Annotated in this window: 18 protein-coding genes; all 18 read left to right on the top strand. The window is 44.3% G+C overall.

Annotation, left to right across the window (positions count from 1 at the left end; translation table 11 throughout):
- The first annotated feature begins 24 nt into the window (after positions 1–24).
- The 18 genes from AB4111_RS09980 to AB4111_RS09895 all read left to right on the top strand — a co-directional run bounded on the left by AB4111_RS09980 (position 25) and on the right by AB4111_RS09895 (position 18,756).
- Complete coding sequence (locus AB4111_RS09980) at positions 25–1,095, top strand: glycosyltransferase family 4 protein (protein WP_442031383.1); 1,071 nt, start codon at positions 25–27, stop codon at positions 1,093–1,095.
- 21 nt (positions 1,096–1,116) lie between these two features.
- Positions 1,117–2,052, top strand: a complete 936-nt coding sequence (locus AB4111_RS09975; RefSeq protein WP_442031382.1) for a glycosyltransferase family 2 protein — start codon at positions 1,117–1,119, stop codon at positions 2,050–2,052.
- 15 nt (positions 2,053–2,067) lie between these two features.
- Positions 2,068–3,090, top strand: a complete 1,023-nt coding sequence (locus AB4111_RS09970) for a glycosyltransferase (RefSeq protein ID WP_442031381.1) — start codon at positions 2,068–2,070, stop codon at positions 3,088–3,090.
- 26 nt (positions 3,091–3,116) lie between these two features.
- Positions 3,117–4,016 (top strand): glycosyltransferase, encoded by a 900-nt coding sequence (locus AB4111_RS09965; RefSeq protein ID WP_442031380.1) that lies wholly within the window; start codon positions 3,117–3,119, stop codon positions 4,014–4,016.
- A 10-nt stretch (positions 4,017–4,026) separates the two neighbouring features.
- Positions 4,027–5,400 carry a lipopolysaccharide biosynthesis protein gene (locus AB4111_RS09960; RefSeq protein WP_442031379.1) on the top strand — a complete coding sequence of 458 codons (1,374 nt, stop codon included), beginning with the start codon at positions 4,027–4,029 and terminating at the stop codon, positions 5,398–5,400.
- On the top strand, positions 5,387–6,415 hold the full coding sequence (locus AB4111_RS09955; RefSeq protein ID WP_442031378.1) for a polysaccharide pyruvyl transferase family protein: 1,029 nt from the start codon (positions 5,387–5,389) through the stop codon (positions 6,413–6,415). Before AB4111_RS09960 ends, AB4111_RS09955 begins: the two co-directional genes overlap by 14 nt.
- On the top strand, positions 6,412–7,794 hold the full coding sequence (locus AB4111_RS09950; RefSeq protein WP_442031377.1) for a sugar phosphate nucleotidyltransferase: 1,383 nt from the start codon (positions 6,412–6,414) through the stop codon (positions 7,792–7,794). The genes AB4111_RS09955 and AB4111_RS09950 overlap by 4 nt, the downstream gene beginning before the upstream one ends.
- 31 nt (positions 7,795–7,825) lie before the next feature.
- Positions 7,826–9,157: a UDP-glucose dehydrogenase family protein gene (locus AB4111_RS09945; protein WP_442031376.1), complete on the top strand. Its 1,332-nt coding sequence runs from the start codon at positions 7,826–7,828 to the stop codon at positions 9,155–9,157.
- Between the two features lie 14 nt (positions 9,158–9,171).
- Entirely contained in the window at positions 9,172–10,095 is a 924-nt protein-coding gene (locus AB4111_RS09940; protein WP_442031375.1) for an LCP family glycopolymer transferase, read from the top strand.
- Positions 10,096–10,115: 20 nt separating this feature from the next.
- Positions 10,116–12,239, top strand: coding sequence for a YCF48-related protein (locus AB4111_RS09935; RefSeq protein ID WP_442031374.1), 2,124 nt, complete (start codon positions 10,116–10,118; stop codon positions 12,237–12,239).
- Positions 12,240–12,263: 24 nt separating this feature from the next.
- Positions 12,264–12,839 carry a VanZ family protein gene (locus AB4111_RS09930; protein WP_442031373.1) on the top strand — a complete coding sequence of 192 codons (576 nt, stop codon included), beginning with the start codon at positions 12,264–12,266 and terminating at the stop codon, positions 12,837–12,839.
- 94 nt (positions 12,840–12,933) lie between these two features.
- Complete coding sequence (locus tag AB4111_RS09925; RefSeq protein WP_442031372.1) at positions 12,934–13,455, top strand: hypothetical protein; 522 nt, start codon at positions 12,934–12,936, stop codon at positions 13,453–13,455.
- A gap of 290 nt (positions 13,456–13,745) precedes the next feature.
- Positions 13,746–13,997: a hypothetical protein gene (locus AB4111_RS09920; RefSeq protein ID WP_143023589.1), complete on the top strand. Its 252-nt coding sequence runs from the start codon at positions 13,746–13,748 to the stop codon at positions 13,995–13,997.
- 32 nt (positions 13,998–14,029) lie between these two features.
- A complete protein-coding gene (locus AB4111_RS09915) occupies positions 14,030–14,938 on the top strand; it encodes an ABC transporter ATP-binding protein (protein WP_253431590.1) in 909 nt (302 codons plus the stop codon).
- Positions 14,931–15,710, top strand: coding sequence for an ABC transporter permease (locus AB4111_RS09910; protein ID WP_253431592.1), 780 nt, complete (start codon positions 14,931–14,933; stop codon positions 15,708–15,710). The genes AB4111_RS09915 and AB4111_RS09910 overlap by 8 nt, the downstream gene beginning before the upstream one ends.
- A gap of 233 nt (positions 15,711–15,943) precedes the next feature.
- Complete coding sequence (locus AB4111_RS09905) at positions 15,944–17,017, top strand: AI-2E family transporter (protein WP_442031371.1); 1,074 nt, start codon at positions 15,944–15,946, stop codon at positions 17,015–17,017.
- Positions 17,018–17,236: 219 nt separating this feature from the next.
- Positions 17,237–17,632 carry a GntR family transcriptional regulator gene (locus tag AB4111_RS09900; RefSeq protein ID WP_253431596.1) on the top strand — a complete coding sequence of 132 codons (396 nt, stop codon included), beginning with the start codon at positions 17,237–17,239 and terminating at the stop codon, positions 17,630–17,632.
- Positions 17,633–17,655: 23 nt separating this feature from the next.
- Positions 17,656–18,756 carry a DUF1648 domain-containing protein gene (locus AB4111_RS09895; RefSeq protein WP_442031370.1) on the top strand — a complete coding sequence of 367 codons (1,101 nt, stop codon included), beginning with the start codon at positions 17,656–17,658 and terminating at the stop codon, positions 18,754–18,756.
- Positions 18,757–18,811 lie beyond the last annotated feature (55 nt).

Here is an 18,811-nt window from a genome sequence, read left to right as displayed (position 1 = left end):
TCGTTACGATTCAAAAGGAGTGGAATGATGAAACCTAAGGTGCTGGTCATAGGTTCTTCTACGAAGGACATGGGTGGAATTGTAAGTGTCATTGTAAATATTGAAAATTCATTGATCGCCGAGCAGTACAATCTACAGCGGATTGAAACCTATATTACAGGTAGCGTGCTTGCACGACTAATTATCTTTATCAAAGGTTTTCTTCAATTTCTCGTGAAGCTTGTTACATTCAAACCGGACATGATTCATATTCATATGTCATACAACGGAAGCTTCTATCGTAAAGCGTTGTTCATTCTCGTTGGCCGCAAAATATTCAGGGTGCCAGTCATTGTCCATATTCATGCGTCCAGCTTCGATGTGTTCTATAATCGGCATCCCTTACAGCAGAAGCTGTGCAAGTATGTCTTGAACCAAGTGGATAAATTAATTGTACTGTCGTATACATGGAAGAGTTTTTTTTCCAAGATCGTGCCTGAATCCAAAATTGAAGTGCTCTATAACGGTGTATTCATTAAAGAACCTCCGATCAGAGAAGAACGCCAGGTTCCACGTTGCTTGTTTATGGGCCGCCTTGGCAAGAGAAAAGGTGTGTATGATCTCCTGTTAGCTATTCAACAATTGAAGCAAAGAGGGGTCGAAGCGGTCTTCACGTTGGCCGGCGATGGGGAAGTTGATGAGGTTCGTGCGCTGGTGGAGCGTTACGGTATCACAGAAAACGTGGAAGTGCCGGGATGGATTAGAGGCGAGGAGAAGGAACGTTTGCTCCACGAAGCAGATTTACTGGTTCTACCTTCCTATCACGAAGGGCTTCCAATGGCGATTCTGGAGGCTATGAATGAAGGTTTGCCCATTGTTTCGACTCGAGTGGGTGGTATACCTGAAGTGATTACAGATGAGTTGAATGGTTTTCTCGTTGAACCCGGTGATGTAACAGCTCTGGCCCTTGTTCTAGAGAGACTTATTCTGGATAAGGAACTGAGAGTGCAAATGGGATTGAACAATAAGGAACTGGTCACATCCAAGTTCAATATGAACAGTCTCATTGAAAATTTATCGTCCATCTATGACAAGGTGCACATGAAAGTGTCCTAGTTTCAAGGGAAAGGTGGTTCTATGGAAGCATTGGTAAGCTGTATTATAACAACGCATAATCGCGCTGAATTATTGAAGAAGGCCATGGCAAGTGTGTTGGCACAGACCTATCCCTTTCTGGAAATTATTATTGTGGATGATGGCTCACAGGATCATACCGAAGAGGTATGCAGAGCATGGACAAAGGAAGATCACCGAATACAGTATATCCAGGTTCCATATGCTCAAGGTGCCAATCATGCCCGGAATTTAGGGATACAACGTGCCAATGGGAAATATATTGCGTTCCTGGATGACGATGATCAGTGGTTGCCTGATAAAATTCAGTCCCAGACTCAAGCCTTGGAGCAAAACAAGGAACTTTTTTGCTTTTGCAGTAAAGTCCTTGTCTATGTAGATCAGGATCACAAGGTGACGCGCAGGAAGGTGTCTGTAGAATCTCGGGAACTTGTATTCTATCAGGATTTGCTGACCTACAACTGGATCGGTGAAACCTCCAAAATTATGGTGCAGACCCAATTGGCGCGCTCCGTCATGTTTGATGAACAATTAACATCTGCACAAGACTATGATTTCTATCTTCGTATTCTGCAAAGAGGGCATCATGCAATCAATATCAAGGAAGCCCTTGTGCATATCTATATCCATCAGGGCCCACGAATCTCTACCTCATCCAAGAAAAAATTTCAGGGACAACGAAAAGTACTGATTAAGTATTACAAGGATATGACCGAGGAACAAAAGAGGCGGCAACTTCATCATTATCGCATGATGGAATGGTCCAAAAATCCGAAACGAAATGTTCTTTTTCTCAGAAATACGTTGACTCTTTATCCATGGTGGAAGAATTTCACGTTGTTTAAACGCAATATCAGGACCATTTTGGTTGGTTATCGTTTGAGAAAACAGCTCCGAAGCGAAATGTTAAGCAAAGAAGAGTATAAAGGAACAGCCTAAAGCAGAGGTGTAGTCATGCGTGAACCCGTAGTGTACATGTTGCCCAAAATGATCAAGACGAACAAATTTAATGAATTATTATCGCAGTCCATCGAAGATCAGGGATGGGATGTGAAGCATTTTTCCAAAAAAGACTTAAAAAATATCCGTAAAAATGATGTGCTTCACTTTCACTGGCCGAGTTTTTATTACAAGGGAAACAACGCGTTCTCGACATTCATCAAGTCCATATTATTCATTCTCATGATTATGTATGTAAGACTAAAGGGTGCGAAGTTGTTCTGGACGGTTCATAACATATGGCCGCATAACAGCGGCAGAACATGGCATGATTATTGGATAAGAAGGTTTCTGGTGCGGAATTGTACCAAACTGATTGTGATGGGCGAACCGCTCATTCGCAGCGTAAGTGAGACGTTTCATGTGCCTGAGAACAAGATTGAAGTCATCCCTCACGGACATTATCAGGGGGTATACGGGCGAACAGGGAAGAACATAAGAGACCTCTTTAACATCCCGGCAAATGACTATGTCTTTGCTTTTTTTGGTCAGGTTTCACCGTATAAAGGGGTGGATGATCTAATTAAGGCGTTCAACCATCTGGATTGGAAGGATGCGCATCTGCTCATCGCTGGCAAGAAGGCAGCTGACTATGATCTGGAGGATTCGATACGCCATTCGGATCGGATTCACACGTATTTCAATTTTATTCAGGATGGAGAGTACTCGGATTATTTTGAAGCTATTGATTCGATGATTCTACCGTATAAAAATATTGCGACATCAGGCAGTGCAATTCTCGCACTGTCTTTTGGTAAACCTGTCGTTGCCCCAAGAATAGGTCTCATGGAAGAGTACTTGCCCGAGAGTTGTGCAGTGCTATATGACCCTTCTGATCAGGAAGGGCTGGAAGAAGCGATGAAGAAGATCCGAGCCAAGGATGATGAGTTCAGAGAAGGCAAGGGCTTCCAATCTATGTTAGACAAGTTGGAATGGTCAGGGATCGCGAAGCGAACAATTTCGCTCTATACGATCTAAATCAATGAAGATGCGGGGACGATCGAATGAAAGCCACTGTAGCCATATGCACGTATAACAGAGCTTATGACCTGAGTGAATCTGTTCTTAGTGCCACTCGGCAACATGTTGAATATGATTTTGAAATTATCGTGATTGATAACAATTCGACCGATCACACAGCGCAGCTTGTTCAGGAGATTCAGGACAGCGAAGGTGTAGATAACGTCAAGTATGTTCTGGAGAAAAAGCCGGGTTTATCGGCTGCAAGGAATCGAGCCATTCGTGAAGCGCGCGGGGAGTACATTCTGTTCCTGGATGATGATGCAATCGCATCTCCATTATGGATTCAACATATCATTGACGTATTCGAAAGTGACTCTTCCATCGGATGTGTAGGGGGCAAGATTGAACCTCTCTGGGAGAGCCAGAAGCCAGACTGGATCCCTAGCGAGAACTTGTCGCTTTATACCATTTTGGATTATGCAGACCATGTGATTGAGATGCCTAATCCGTCCATACCATTTGGTGCGAATGTGGCGTTTCGTACACAGCTCTTTCAGGATATTGCACCTTTTCGTGAGGACTTGGGCAGAGTGGGGAAGAACTTATTATCCAATGAAGAGAGTGAGCTGATCTCTCGGATCAGGGTCCAACATAAAGTGTTTTACACGCCTTTTGGCTCCGTTCAACACAAAGTATCCAGAGAACGAACGACCAAGAACTGGTTCTTGAGGCGTGTCTTCTGGCAAGGTGTCAGCGATGCTGTCCGTAAAAAAGACAAGGGTGCGATTCGAACGATCAAACATGCTATCCGTTTGGGGCAAGGCGTAATTCGAGCATTATTATGCATCTATAGCCCGAAGCGTTTCACCCGGCAACTCGCCCAAATCTGCTACCGAAACGGTTTGATCATCGGGATACTCAGATATAACAGTAAGGAATGAGGAATAATTCATGTCACAACTCGCGCTTCCAAAACTCTTAAAAAGCAATAGTCTGTTGCAGACCATTGTGCATACCAGTGGAACAAACGTCATTATTATGGTCTTTACCACGATTACCTCAATTATTACATCGCGGATGTTTGGTGTTGAAGGTAAGGGAGCTTTTTCGGCGATCTTGTTCTGGCCGACATTTCTCATTGGTCTGGTAAGTTGGGGACTTCCAACCTCAATTATCTATAACCTGAAACGGGAAGCCGCGGAGAAAAGCGCTGAATATTTGCGACTTAGCTTCATGGTCCAGATTCCGATCAGCGTTATCCTTGGGGCGATTGCCTGGATCTATATGCCTTCATGGATGGCCGATTATCCGGCAGAGGTCATTACAATTGCCCGCTGGTTTACCGTCACCAGTATTCCGGTACTAATCCTGATTAATCTGTTATCTGCCCTGTCGCAGAGTCGTGACAGATTCCAGGTCTATAACGGAATACGGTTATATAATCCGGTGTTGAAAGTGATTGTCATGATTTCCTTATGGTTGCTTGGTGCGATGAGCATTGGAATGGCTTCTTTTGTGTCCATAGCGAGTTCAGTGATTGTTGTCGCATGGGCGGCGTATACGCTTAGAGAAAGCCTGAAGTTTAGGTGGTTTACCAAGGCGATTGATCGAAAGGCAGCCAAAAATCTGTTTGGTTACGGGAGTCGGGTTTTTGGTGTGGAACTGCTCGGTACCCTCTACACCCAGTTCGATAAGATTATTATATTGGCTCTGCTTACCCCTAGAGATTTCGGACTCTATTCCGTCGTCTTTGCGTTATCTCGCATCTATAATGCGGTGCAAAATGCCATAAGCAGTGTGGTGTTCCCCAAGGTCACCGGATTACCACAGGATCAGGTCATTCGTACCGTTGGGCGAGCATTTCGACTCTCTTTAATTATCATGACGATCATCGTTATACCCACCATGTTTGTGGGGAACTGGCTGATGGGTGTTTTGTTTGGAAAAGAGTTTTTGGAAGCGAGTCAGGCATTTTATATTTTGGCATTCGAATGTATCATTGGCGGCGGTTCCTGGATTCTCGCTTCTGCATTCAATGCTTTGGGAAGACCCGGACTGGTTATGATCAGGCAACTTATTGCGTTGTCTGTCACAATTGGTCTGTTTTTTGTACTGACTCCCCTATGGGGCTTGAACGGTATCGCCATCGCCTTACTTATCGGATCAATCGTGCGTATGCTGGTTACCGTTGCAGCGATGAAAATTGCATTTAAAGTCAAGTTCAGTGGCATGTTTTTTGACAAAAAGGATATATCTTTCCTAGCTGAACGGTTGAATAAAAAAAGAAGAGTTACCCAAGGAGGAGATGGAGATGCTGGGCACTAATACTATTCATCCCATGGAAGAGTTGAAGGGACACTTACTTCAAATACTGAAGGTTATTCCACCGCGTACCAATATCTATTATCTGGATTACCCGGTTCACAGCAATGGTGGAGATTTGTTAATTATGAAAGGTACGGAAGCTTTCTTCCGAGACAATCATATTAATGTACTTGCCAGATATAGCATACTGGATTGCCCTTTGTCACTTAAGGTACCCGAAGGTATTACGATCGTGTTGCACGGCGGAGGTAACTTTGGGGATCTGTACCCGGCCCATCAGAAGTTAAGAGAACGAATGATTGCCCAACATCCGAATCATCGGATCGTTATTCTGCCTCAGACGATGTTTTACAAAAGTGATATTGAATTGAAAAAGACAGCCCAGGTATTTAGCCGTCATAAGGATGTACACTTTTTTGTCCGGGATACCTTATCGTATGAGATTGCCAGTAGAGAGTTTCAACAAACGAACGTATATCTTTCTCCTGATATGGCGCATCAGTTATGGCCCCTCAAGTCCAAGAGCCAACCTGTTGCCGATATGCTCTATTTCTTTCGGAAAGATATTGAGAAAACCCAGAATCAAGTACATTACGAATCCATCCGTGGGCCCAAGGCCACGTTCAAAGACTGGGAGACACTGTACAACCGGGTAGACCGGAAAATCATTCGCATGATTTCATCCCGATTGAAATCCGGTAAAGGCAACGCTCTCGCCCGCTGGTTGTGGTACAAATACTCTGACCGGATGGTACATACAGCCGTAAAGGAATTCAATAAATACAAAACCGTCACGACATCTCGTCTTCATGGACATATTCTGGCTTGTCTTCTGGATCAACCTAACATTCTTCTGGACAATTCGTATGGTAAGAACTCGAATTATTATACAGCCTGGACACGGAACAATCCGGTAGGCAGACTGGAAGCCGGTCAGACCAGCACGTATAACCAAACATCCAAGGCAGGTAAAGGATCTGGAGCGGTTGTACTCTCGGATGGAGCAGCGCTATGAGAAGTATCTTGTTATCCGGTGGTTCAGGCAAACGTCTCTGGCCGTTATCCAACGATGCAAGGTCCAAGCAATTTCTGAAAGTGCTCCATGGGCCTAAGGGCAACTCGGAATCGATGGTGCAACGGGTATGGAGGCAACTGAACGATGCCGGACTTGCATCACAGGCACTGATTGCCACCAGTCTGCCTCAAGTGGAGATTCTGACTTCACAGCTTGGGGACGATGTGAAGCTGGTCGTGGAGCCAGAGCGCAGAGATACGTTTCCTGCCATTGCGCTCGCCGCTTCCTACCTGTATTCGGTGGAGAGTGTGAGCCTGAGTGAAACGGTTGCTGTACTGCCAGTAGATCCATTTGTCGAAAAGGAATTCTTCGAGGTTCTGGCCACATTGCCTGAGATGCTCAATAAGTCAGGTGCCGACCTGGCTTTAATGGGAGTGGTACCGACCTATCCGTCAGAGAAGTACGGATATATCATTCCGCAATCCCAATCTTCCAGTGAAATTAACGATGAATACGTAAATGTAGCGAAGTTCCAGGAGAAACCCTGCGAATCCGATGCGGTCCTCATGATTGAGCAGGCTGCATTATGGAATTGCGGGGTTTTTGCTTTTAAGCTGGAGTATTTGATCAATTTGCTCATTGAGATGGAGCTGCCCATACAGTACGACGAGATGCTGAAACAATATGGACGATTGCAAAAAATCAGTTTTGATTACCAGGTTGTCGAGAAGGCGAATCAGGTTATTGCCGTTCCTTACAATGGATTCTGGAAAGATCTTGGGACCTGGAATACCCTCACTGAAGAGATGGGAACTTCGGTTGTAGGTAAAGGCTGGATTACGGATGATTCTCATGATACACATCTGATCAATGAATTGAACATCCCGGTTGCCGTCTTGGGGTTATCGGGTGTGGTGGTAGCTGTGAGTCCGGATGGCATTCTGGTCAGTGACAAAGACGCGAGTCCACGCATAAAGGAAATCTTGAAGAATGAGGATCAACGTCCCATGTATGAGGAGCGCAGGTGGGGTTGCTACCGAGTTTTGGATTATACAAAAAACGAAGCTGGCGGCGAGGTTCTCACCAAACGAATCTGCATCAGTGCCGGTAAAAACCTGAGTTATCAATACCATTTGCTCCGCAACGAGGTATGGACAGTTGTATCGGGGACAGGGGAATTGATTCTGGATGGGGGGAGCCGAATGATCGGGCAGGGAGATACGGTGGTCATTGACCGGAGTATGCTTCATTCCGTCAGAGCCGTTACGGAACTAGACATCATCGAAGTACAGATCGGCAGCCAGTTGATCGAGGAAGACATCGTTAGAGTGTCTACCGAATGGAAGGACATTGTTCAGACATATGTTAAGCACGCGTAAACAACACAATAGGACATGGGGGAGATTATGGATGAATATTACGGTGATTGGCACAGGTTATGTAGGTTTGGTATCGGGTGTATGTTTTTCGGAACTGGGAAATAACGTGATCTGTGTCGACAATAATGTTGAAAAAGTGAATATGCTGACAGGTGGTCATGTTCCAATCTATGAACCGGGACTTCAGGAAGTCATGACTTCCAATATGGAAGCAGGTCGGCTGTCCTTCACCAGTAACATTCAGGATGCCATCCATCGTTCAGATATTATTATTATTGCAGTAGGCACACCATCATTGCCAAATGGCGAAGCGAATCTGAGTTATATTGAGCTTGTTGCGCGAGAAATTGGTTCTTATATGGATAATTATAAAATAATAATGACTAAAAGCACTGTTCCTGTCGGAACCAACGATCGCATACAGGAATGGATCAGCAGTTTGACGAGTCATCCGTTTGATATGGCATCGGTACCTGAGTTCCTTCGGGAGGGCACGGCGGTGAAGGATACATTGTACCCTGATCGAATTGTAATTGGAACAAACAGTGAGAGAGCAGTTACCATCTTGAAGGAGTTGCATCAGCCACTAACCGATCAGATTATTGTTACGGATATTCGATCGGCCGAAATGATTAAATATGCATCCAATGCCTTTCTGGCAACCAAGATTTCCTTTATCAACGAAATTTCCAATATCTGTGAAAAGGTAGGAGCGGATGTCAGTCGTGTAGCTGAAGGCATGGGGTATGACAGACGAATAGGTTCATCCTTTCTTAAGGCAGGCATTGGTTACGGCGGTTCCTGTTTCCCTAAGGATACACAAGCTCTGATTCAAATTGCAGGTAATGTAGATTATGACTTCAAACTGTTGAAATCGGTGGTGGAAGTGAATAAGGATCAACGTTTCAACGTGATTCGTAAGCTGGAAGAGGCATTAGACGTACTGGATGGCAAACAAATTGCAGTCTGGGGTCTTGCTTTTAAACCGGACACGGACGATGTACGAGATGCACCTGCGGTTGAAATAATTCAGCGTCTACTTGATCAGGGTGCAACGGTTAAAGCTTACGATCCCATTGCTACTGAAAACTTCCGGAAGGAGGTCGATTCACCGGCAATTATCTGGGCCTCCAGTGCAATGGAAGCTGCCAAGGGTGTTGATGCGCTCTGTGTTCTAACTGAATGGAAGGAGTTTATGGAGGTGGATTTGACCGAACTGGCAGTGCATATGAAGCAACCGATTCTAATCGATGGAAGAAATATTTATGAAGAAGATCAGATCAAGGATACAGCATTTCAATATTACTCTGTAGGTCGTCCGGGTTTAACGAATATTGATGGAAGAAAAACCGCAGTTCTGTAGCCGGAGGCATGAACATGAAACTCAAACTGGGGATCAAAATTTCGTTAACAGTTCTCATTTTTATGATTGCCATTGTCATTGGTTATGCAATCTATCTGTACCTCCATGTGAAATCAGCTGCAGACAACATCTATGAGCCTCGAGAACCGATCAAGCAAGTATCCATTGTGGACAACAGGGGAGGCAGGTTCCCGATTGACATGGAGAATCAGGAACCTTTCAATGCTTTGATTCTGGGTGTGGATGAGCGAGCCAATGATCGTGGACGCTCTGACACCATGATCGTGCTCAGTGTGAATCCGGCTCAAAAATCAGTGCTCATGTTCAATATCCCCCGCGATACACGCACGAGCATCGTGGGACATGGAACAGAGGATAAAATCAACCATGCCTATGCCTTTGGTGGTGTGAACATGTCTGTGCAAACGGTTGAACAATTCCTCGGAGTACCTATAGATTATTATTTGAAAGTTGACATGGAAGGATTTTCTAAGGTCATCGATTTGGTTGGTGGGGTAGATGTCCACAATCCGTTTGCTTTTGAATATGAGGGTCATCGATTTGAGAAGGGAACCCTTCACTTGGATGGTGCGAGTGCATTGGGGTTTTCACGTATGCGTTACGATGATCCCAAGGGGGATCTGGGGCGTAATGATCGACAGCTTGAAATTATCAAACAGGTTTTGAAAAATACCGTTCAGATATCGACTGTATTTCAGTTGGAATCGTTGCTTGGAGAAGTGAGCGAACATGTCAAAACAGACGTTTCGTTTGATGAGATGAAGCAAATGCTCAGTAATTATCGTAACGTCCTGGAGCATGTGGAATCGGTTGAGATTATAGGCACAGGTAAGAAAATAGACGGAGTATATTACTATATGGTGGAACAGTCTGAGAAAAATCGGATACATCAGTTGATCAAAGAACACTCCGGTTAAATGGATAAGGGGTGAAGCACATGCGTATGTTCAGACTGCCAAAATTGGTGTTGATCGTTATTTTAATGTATACACTTATGATTCCAACAACCAGTAATGTTGTTCGGTCTGCTGAAAGTTATCAATGGGATCAAATACCCATTGGCGGTGGAGGTTACGTTACAGCGGTTGTTGTTCACCCAACGGAACCTGATTTGGTCTATGCTCGTACGGATATTGGCGGTGTCTATCGGCTCGATCCCGTAAATAACAGGTGGATTCCTTTATTGGATCATATTGAGTCGGATGAAAGTAATCTATACGGCATTGATGGAATTGAACTGGATTATCAGAATCCGGATATCATCTATGTTGCTGCCGGAAAGTATGCGAATGGGAGTCCCAGTGACATTTTGAAGTCGACAGATCGGGGCGCCACGTGGACTCGAACGGGATTAAATCTTCGTAATGTTTCGAATGGAAATATTCATAGGGCCATGGGAGAGAGCATTGCTGTCAACCCATCAAACTCGAATTATCTGCATGTAGGTACAAGATACGATGGATTATATACATCCAGTAATGGCGGAGATACATGGAGCCAAGTACGTGAAGTTCCCTACGGGCTCTCTGGGCAGGGGATCCGAAGTGTTGTATATGGAGTTAACCCGGCAGCTAAGCATGAGCAAGTTGTGTATGCCGGGGTAAGAGGCATTGGAATCTTTGCCAAAATGAAACGAAGCAACGGTCAGATGACGTGGGAGTTGATTAGAAATAGCCCTGAGAGTACAGCGCGAATGACGGTTTCCAAAAGCGGTACTTTGTATGTGACAACAGATAACCGTGGAATCCAAAAATATAATGGTAAGCAATGGACTAATATTACCCCGAGTGCATCATATTCATCTTATTATGGGATTAGTATTGATCCCTCCAATGATAATCACATTTTGGCCACTGTTCGAACGGGCGGCAGTAACTTACCCTTATATCGCTCTACCAATAGTGGTCAAACTTGGACCATCGTGAACAAAACGTTAAATGACAGACCCCCATGGTGGACATCTAACATGTTTTTTTCGGCGACTTCAAGTATCGTGTTTGATCCACATCATCCGGGTAGAGTATATGCCTCCGATTGGTCGGGTGTATTTAAGACAGATGACATCACACAGCCGATGACCCAATGGGATGCGATTACAGATGGGCATGAGGAAGTCGTAGCCCTTTCAGCTGCGACGCCACCTCAAGGAGCAGCTTTTTTTAGTGGTCTGGCCGATCAGGTAGGATTCAGGCATTCGGATATATTTAACACACCCATCCAAAAGCTCCCGCTTGCAGGAATGCAGGAAGTGGTTAGCGTTGATTATCATGAGGCAGATCCCAATCAGATCATTTTTTTGGGGAGCAACGATTGGTATGGAACCATTACCAAGCTATTTGTGTCAACCGATAACGGAATGACAACTACCTCTGTAGATGTTCCAGCGGGATCTCAATTGGGGCGTATAGCTTATTCGGCTTCCAATCCGGATTTAATTATTTATTTTCCGCAGAAAGGAAAGGCAGTGAGGAGCACCAACAAAGGTGTAACCTGGCAAAGTATGAATGGACTTCCGTCAAACAATACTGGAGGAGAGTCCATATTCACGTATAATCAGACCCTGGCAGCTGATCGGACAAATGGGAATAAGTTTTATGCATATTCCGCTGGACATTTGTATCGAACAATTAACGGTGGAGCTAACTGGATTAAGGCGAACATCGTTGCATTGCCGCAAAGTGACAAAATCAAGGTGGAGGCTGCGCCAGGAATGGAAAACGTAGTTTGGGTGAGTCTGGGGGGAGCAGGCTTGTATGCTTCCAGTAGTTCCGGTGCTGCGTTCACCAAAATACAAAATGTACAATCATCCGAATTATTTGCTTTTGGAAAAGGGAAATCGGGCGGAGTTAACCCTGCTGTCTTTATCTATGGCACGGTCAACCAGGTCAAGGGATTTTTCCGTTCCGACAACATGGGGCTCAGCTGGGAGAATATTACACCCACAACGGGAATTGGTATCGGTAATGAGCCCCAAGTGATGGAAGCCGACCGCCAGATGTATGGAAAGGTCTATGTAGGTACAAATGGGCGTGGATTATTTACAGGCTCTTTTGTTCAATAATCTATAGGAAGTATAGAAAGAGAAATGAAAGTGGTGATTACAATCCTAATAGAGGAGGGCTCCCGGAGTAGACGACATAATCATAAGCGAAGAAGATACGGATACCTGATCTCTGTGCTTCTGATTATATCGTGGATTTTGTTCATCTGGTCCATGTCCGCACAATCCTATCAGCAACAAACGATTCAGCCTTGGCTTCATCAATGGTCTGAGCAAATCCAATGGATATTAAGCTTGCCTGACATCCAGTTCACTTATGGTGAGCATCATTACTCACTGAATGCACGCCCCTACGACTTTGTCGAATTTATATTCCGTAAAAGTGCGCATGTATTTGTCTATGCTGTGCTTGCTGTACTTGTCTATTGTGGCATGCGTTATCGAAGAAGTGGTATAAAAACCTGTATAGGAACTGCACTGGCTACCGTGTTTGTAATCGCATCAATTGATGAATATATCCAGCAATTCAGCCCCAATCGGACAGCTTCCATTCGAGATGTGGGAGTTGATCTGATTGGTGGTCTCTGTGGTGTTATGTTGTGGATAGCGGCCGTAGCGCTCTATCGGAAATTAAGATCATTTAGACGCTCTCATCGCTAAAGAACGTGATTTCCCAGGAAATGCTGTGCGACCCCTACTTCTACTTGTCCTCCATCGATCATAGATATGGATGGAGGACAAGGAGGGCGGAGACATGCTGCGAAGAAGGAACCGGAATGTTTTGCTCAAGAAGATCGGGTTCATTGCGATCATTGTAATATTGCTGTGGTTGATTGCCAGAACCATTCCGTATCTGTTTCAGGCAGATACATCGGATGAAGCTGCTGCTGTTGCCGAAGAGTTTTACAAATATGAGCAGACGGGTGACTTCGGCAGTTCGTGGGAACTCTTTCATCCCTTGATGAAAGAAAGGTTTCCCAAGAGTGCTTACGTTCAGAACAGAGCACATATATTTATGCAGCATTTTGGCGTGGAAACTTTTGAGTTGGAGATGGAAAAGCCGGAGCGCGAGTTCGATGTAACTGTGATCGATGGCGTTAAGCCATTTTCTGAAGCCTACAGAATCCGTGTCACCCAGAAGTACTCAGGTACCTTTGGCCAATTCGATATTGTGCAGACCTGTTATCTGGTAGAGGATGGAGATGAGTGGACATTACTCTGGTATTATCCAAATCAGAAGAATGAGGATACCTCCCATGTCGACAATAGTGACTGATCAGGCATCGTGGGATCATTGTGAAAGAGAATGGAACTCCGACATGATGATATTCACCCATACTTTGAACCGAATTGTATCATTTACCTAACATAAAGCTCTGTAAATGCGAGACTTTTGTCGCATTTATGGAGCTTTTTTTGTGTTTTACTTGTTTTTATGGCTGTAAAGCCTTGACAATAGTCCCGGTGTCAAGTAAATTACGAGATAGATACAAAATGTATCAATTTTCAGCGTCTAACGACAAATAACAAGGACTTCTAAGCTCCTTGTGAGGGGAAGGAATATCATTGATCGAAACGGGCCGCTTTTACTGTGTCAGTTGTGGGATGATTGTGTCGGTCGCTAGAAGCTCTGTCGAAATGAAGGAAGAGGGCAATGGAGGCAATCACGTATTTCGCACCGGATTCTATCGGAGTGAAATGCCGCTTGGATGCTGTGAAGCGTGTGTAGTTGAAGCGAAACGTCAGGGGAAATCCCAGTTTGCGGGACAATATACTAAAGATTATGATACACTATGTGCATATGAGAAACGGGCATGAGGTATGTGCTCGTCCATGAAGGAGGGGATTGAATGCAGCAGGAGCCGGTCGTCCGGATTCAGGGCGTCAGCAAAATCATATCCTCCCGATCATTGGTCAGTGACCTGACTCTGGATATTTCTCCGGGGCAGGTTTTTGGTTTTTTAGGACCTAATGGCGCGGGGAAAACAACGACGATCCGAATGATGGTTGGACTGATGTCCATCAGTAAGGGTGACATTTTGATCTCGGGACACAGTGTGAAGAATGAGTTTGAACAGGCGGTAGCGCAGGTAGGAGCCATTGTGGAAAATCCGGAGATGTACAAGTTTCTGACCGGGTACCAGAATCTCGTACACTTTGCCCGCATGTCACCTGGAGTTACCAAAGAACGGATTGCGGAAACGATTGAGCGTGTGGGGCTTACCGCCCGTATTCACGATAAAGTCAAAACCTACTCACTGGGTATGCGCCAGCGTCTGGGTGTCGCGCAAGCGATATTACATAAACCGAAGCTGCTTGTACTGGATGAGCCAACCAATGGACTGGACCCACAGGGCATACGGGAACTGAGGGACTATTTGCGTGAGCTCACCCAAGAGGAAGGCATTACGGTCTTCGTCTCCAGCCATTTGCTGTCGGAGATGGAACTGATGTGTGATACGGTGGCAATTATCCAGAACGGCAAGTTGATTGATGTAAGAAATCTTCGAGCTGAAACGGGTGCGGACGCATTAATTGAAGTAGCTTTTGAAGTGAATGATGCAGAACGCGCTGCGGACCTGATTCAGGGTGCTACTGTACAGGGCAATGTCCTGGTGGCGCGGGTGTCTCGTGAGCAGATTCCAGATATCAATGCCAAGCTGGTTAGCGAAGGGTTTCAGGTATACGGTATTCGTAACGTGACTCATACCCTTGAAGAACAATTCTTGCAAGTAACTGGGGGTGGAGGCATTGGGTAGTTTCGGTAATCTGATATTGAATGAAAATATGAAAATATTCCGTCGTCCACGTACCTGGATCATGTTATCCATTCTGGTGCTGATCTCGCTGTTAATGCCAGTGTTACTGCGAGAAGGAATGGGCTCCGCTGGTGTTCCATTCTGGGAAGCGGCTGTAACCACTGTGCAAATTGTATTCTTTCTGAATACGATCTTCTGTGTTGTGATTGCAGCGGAAGCGGTAGCTGGAGAATTTACTTGGGGAACAATCAAATTGCTGCTTATTCGTCCATGGTCACGAAGCAAAATTCTGGCTTCCAAATATCTCACTGTGATCATCTTTAGCATATTGAGTACTCTGGTTGTCATTGTAATGGCAACAGGTATGTCCTATTTGTTGTTCTCGCATGATGGTCCTTCGGGAAGTGGGAATGCACTAACGTTATGGGGATATTTGTACGTTGATCTGTTCATTACACTTGCAATTGCCTTTATGGTGTCCTCCGTATTTCGTTCAGGCGCACTTGCGATTGGATTATCCCTGTTCATTATGTTCTCACAAAGTATCTTCTCACTCATATTCAATCCGGTTCGTTATGAATGGGCCAAGTATGTTCTGTTCAACAACATGGATCTTAGCAAATACATGAATACCGGGGCGGATTTTGCGCTAATGGGTGGTCCGAGTGCAGGAATGACACTTGGTTTCTCCATTGCAGTCCTGGCGGTGTATTACGTTATTTTCATGGTGATTTCCTGGGTTGTATTCAGCAAAAGAGATGTGGCAGGCTAACGCCTGCTTCTTTTTTTTGCTCTAATGGCGTTTTGGGAAGAAAAAAGTGTATATTCAGCATCGCCTGTGGCATGACTGTCATTTAAGGGTAATTAGTAGCAGTAGCGTTTTCATCATTCAAATTTCACCGCTCAGGGGATTTATGAAAAAAGCTCTCATAAGTAAATGACTAGATATACATATGAACGCCGCAGGTCACTTTGGCAAAGCAGCGCATGGAGGGATCACGTTTCTTGATTAACAACAAGTTCTACCGCATATGTACAGCAATTATTCTGTTGCTGCTCATTGTGTACCTGGGGGATAAAGTAAACTTTATTTTCAGCCCCCTGACCTCACTGATTCACATCATCATCATTCCGCTGCTGATTGCTGGTTTCTTCTATTATCTGCTGCGACCGCTCGTCGATTATATGGAAAGGCACAAGATTAAGCGTGCATTGTCAGTTCTGATTATTTATGTCGTGACTGCATTGATGATTGCAGGTTTCAGTGTACTGGTATGGCCTTCATTGAGAGAGCAGTTGCTGAATTTTGTGGAGAATGCTCCTGTGTTGGTTACTTCGCTCAGCGATCAGTTGAATGCACTTGAAAAGAGCAATTTTGTATCCAGATACCTGCCTGATGATTCCAATCTATTCTCACGATTATCCGATGTTCTGAGCCAAGGGATCACGCAGGTAACCGATTATGTCTCCGGGTTATTCTCCGTAGTATCGAATCTGGTTATTATTCTGGCGACGTTCCCAATCATGCTGTATTACATGCTCAAAGAAGGCAGCAAGTTTGGAACGAATCTGACCTTATTGTTGCCAAGGCATTATCGGAAGGATGGGGAAGAAACCGTCCATGAGATCGATGAAGCACTAAGCAACTATATCGTTGGTCGGGTTATTGTTAATGTTGCTCTGGGAATTCTGATGTACATCGGTTTTCTTATCTTGGGTTTGCCGTATGCATTGCTGCTGACTGTTGTATCGATTATTCTGAACTTTATCCCGTATGTGGGTGCTTTGCTGGCAGCTATTCCGGTTGTCATTGTCGCGTTTATCGAATCCCCTTCGATGGCGATCTGGTCACTGGTGATCATTGTGATCGCACAGCAAATTCAGGATAACCTGATCTCACCTTACGTTTATGGCAAGCAGCTTGATATTCATCCTCTGACTACCGTTATTCTATTGCTCGTGGGTGCCGATCTGGGTAATATCCTGGGCATGATTATCGTTATTCCGCTGTATATGATTCTGAAAATTATTGTTCGCAAAATCCATTATCGAATTGTCGAAGATAAGACTGAACTATGAATGGAATTAGAAATATCACGCTGTCATATGATACCACTAAAGGTTTTCTCAAATCACATAGATAAGCTCAATAGGATAAGCCGTATATCAATGGTGATGGGTCAGGTAAGTTGGCCCTCACGATGGATATGCGGCTTTTTTTGTTTTCACACGTATTGCTCACGTTTGTTATATCTGTTATACTTGATATATAACAGATAACAAAAAGAAGGTGAACCCTTGATTATTCAACTGGATATGCAATCTGAACTTCCCATATATTCGCAACTCGTTTATCAAATTATTGAAGGCATTGCCAGTGGCGAGTTACAGCTAGGTGAGGCGTTACCTTCGGTTCGGAATTTGGCCGCAGATATTGGTGTTAACCTTCATACAGTCAACAAGGCTTATACAATACTCAAGCAAGACGGGTACATTCTGGTTCATAGACAAAAGGGAGTTGTGGTAAACCCTGATGGAATGCCTGATTTAACGGATGATTTTTTGAAAAAGCAGCAAAGAGAATTAAGACCGATTATTGCCGAAGCGATATGTCGCGGAATGACCAAAGAGGAACTGTCTGCGGTATTAGACCAAATGTATGATGATGTAAAGATGGGTCACAACAAAGAATAAAGAATCAAGGGAGTGTGTTATGTATGCAACTATTTAGTATATTGCCTATCATTTTAATCTTTGCTCCATTAGCCTTACTTCTATCCTTTGCACCTTATGTGACAAGGGAAACAATCAGCTTTGGGGTTACGGTGAGTCAATATAATTACTACACACCAGTCTTACGTAAGCTCCGGAGGACGTTTGCTACTGTAAGTCTGATCGGAAACGGGTTGATTATTCTTGCCTGTCTGTATGTACTCCCATCTGCCAATGAAGAGTCTACCGCAATGATCACCGGTGTTTGCACAATGATATTCATTGTGTACTGGGCCGCACTACACATAGTATTTCATTTCAAGATGAAAAAGATAAAAGAAACACTTACAACTGTAGAAGCACCTCAAAGGGTTAAAATCGATACCACCTTCCGCCAAAATAAACTCACCTATTCCAACTATTGGTTTCTCGTTCACATAGCTATTATTGTAGCCATTGCGATCATTACAATCTTGAATTATAACGCACTACCTAACGTCATTCCGATGAAATATGATCTTCAGGGTAATGTCACTTCCAGTGTGCCCAAAACCTACTTTTCGGTACTGGCTATTAACCTTGTACAGCTAGGAATCATTGCACTGATGATGTTGGTGAACTGGAGTATTAAAACAAGCAAACAACAGCTTACTCCATCTAATGCTGCCCAATTTGCTGCTGATCATATCCGTTTCCGCCGTAAGTGGTCCCTATTTACGATCATAACAGGCATGCTTCTTACCATCTTATTTGCCTTCATTCAGATAAATATGTTCGTTCCTAATCAGGTCTTGTTAACAGCGATTAGTCTGATCACCTCAGTGGCGATCTTATTAGGCGCTATATTGCTGTCTCTTACAGGCAGACAAGGCGGTGGAAAAATTAGGAACCATCAGGAAGATCGCGAACGGTCCAAGGAGCAGCCTGTGAATGACGATGAATATTGGAAACTTGGTTTTATTTACTTCAATCCCAAAGACCCTTCTTTTACCGTAGAAAAACGTTATGGAATAGGTTGGACGATTAACTTCGCTCGTCCACTATCTTGGGTCCTAGTGTTATTCATTATTGCTATTGTTGTTTTAAGCAGAGTTCTGAGCCAATAAATGCTCATAATTCTATGCATATAATAGATGAAATTAATTATTAGGAGGAGTTATT

It is taken from the genome of Paenibacillus sp. 2KB_22 (assembly GCF_052115745.1).
Taxonomy (GTDB): domain Bacteria; phylum Bacillota; class Bacilli; order Paenibacillales; family Paenibacillaceae; genus Paenibacillus.
This window is presented reverse-complemented; position numbering and strand designations above follow the sequence as displayed.

Bases quoted from the DNA above. Each gene is read 5' to 3' on its own strand.
- AB4111_RS09955 (WP_442031378.1), top strand. From the start codon at position 5,387: ATGCTGGGCACTAATACTATTCATCCCATGGAAGAGTTGAAGGGACAC.
- AB4111_RS09925 (WP_442031372.1), top strand. From the start codon at position 12,934: ATGCTGCGAAGAAGGAACCGGAATGTTTTGCTCAAGAAGATCGGGTTC.
- AB4111_RS09930 (WP_442031373.1), top strand. From the start codon at position 12,264: ATGAAAGTGGTGATTACAATCCTAATAGAGGAGGGCTCCCGGAGTAGA.
- AB4111_RS09935 (WP_442031374.1), top strand. From the start codon at position 10,116: ATGCGTATGTTCAGACTGCCAAAATTGGTGTTGATCGTTATTTTAATG.
- AB4111_RS09980 (WP_442031383.1), top strand. From the start codon at position 25: ATGATGAAACCTAAGGTGCTGGTCATAGGTTCTTCTACGAAGGACATG.
- AB4111_RS09970 (WP_442031381.1), top strand. From the start codon at position 2,068: ATGCGTGAACCCGTAGTGTACATGTTGCCCAAAATGATCAAGACGAAC.
- AB4111_RS09960 (WP_442031379.1), top strand. From the start codon at position 4,027: ATGTCACAACTCGCGCTTCCAAAACTCTTAAAAAGCAATAGTCTGTTG.
- AB4111_RS09895 (WP_442031370.1), top strand. From the start codon at position 17,656: ATGCAACTATTTAGTATATTGCCTATCATTTTAATCTTTGCTCCATTA.
- AB4111_RS09975 (WP_442031382.1), top strand. From the start codon at position 1,117: ATGGAAGCATTGGTAAGCTGTATTATAACAACGCATAATCGCGCTGAA.
- AB4111_RS09950 (WP_442031377.1), top strand. From the start codon at position 6,412: ATGAGAAGTATCTTGTTATCCGGTGGTTCAGGCAAACGTCTCTGGCCG.
- AB4111_RS09915 (WP_253431590.1), top strand. From the start codon at position 14,030: ATGCAGCAGGAGCCGGTCGTCCGGATTCAGGGCGTCAGCAAAATCATA.
- AB4111_RS09945 (WP_442031376.1), top strand. From the start codon at position 7,826: ATGAATATTACGGTGATTGGCACAGGTTATGTAGGTTTGGTATCGGGT.
- AB4111_RS09940 (WP_442031375.1), top strand. From the start codon at position 9,172: ATGAAACTCAAACTGGGGATCAAAATTTCGTTAACAGTTCTCATTTTT.
- AB4111_RS09965 (WP_442031380.1), top strand. From the start codon at position 3,117: ATGAAAGCCACTGTAGCCATATGCACGTATAACAGAGCTTATGACCTG.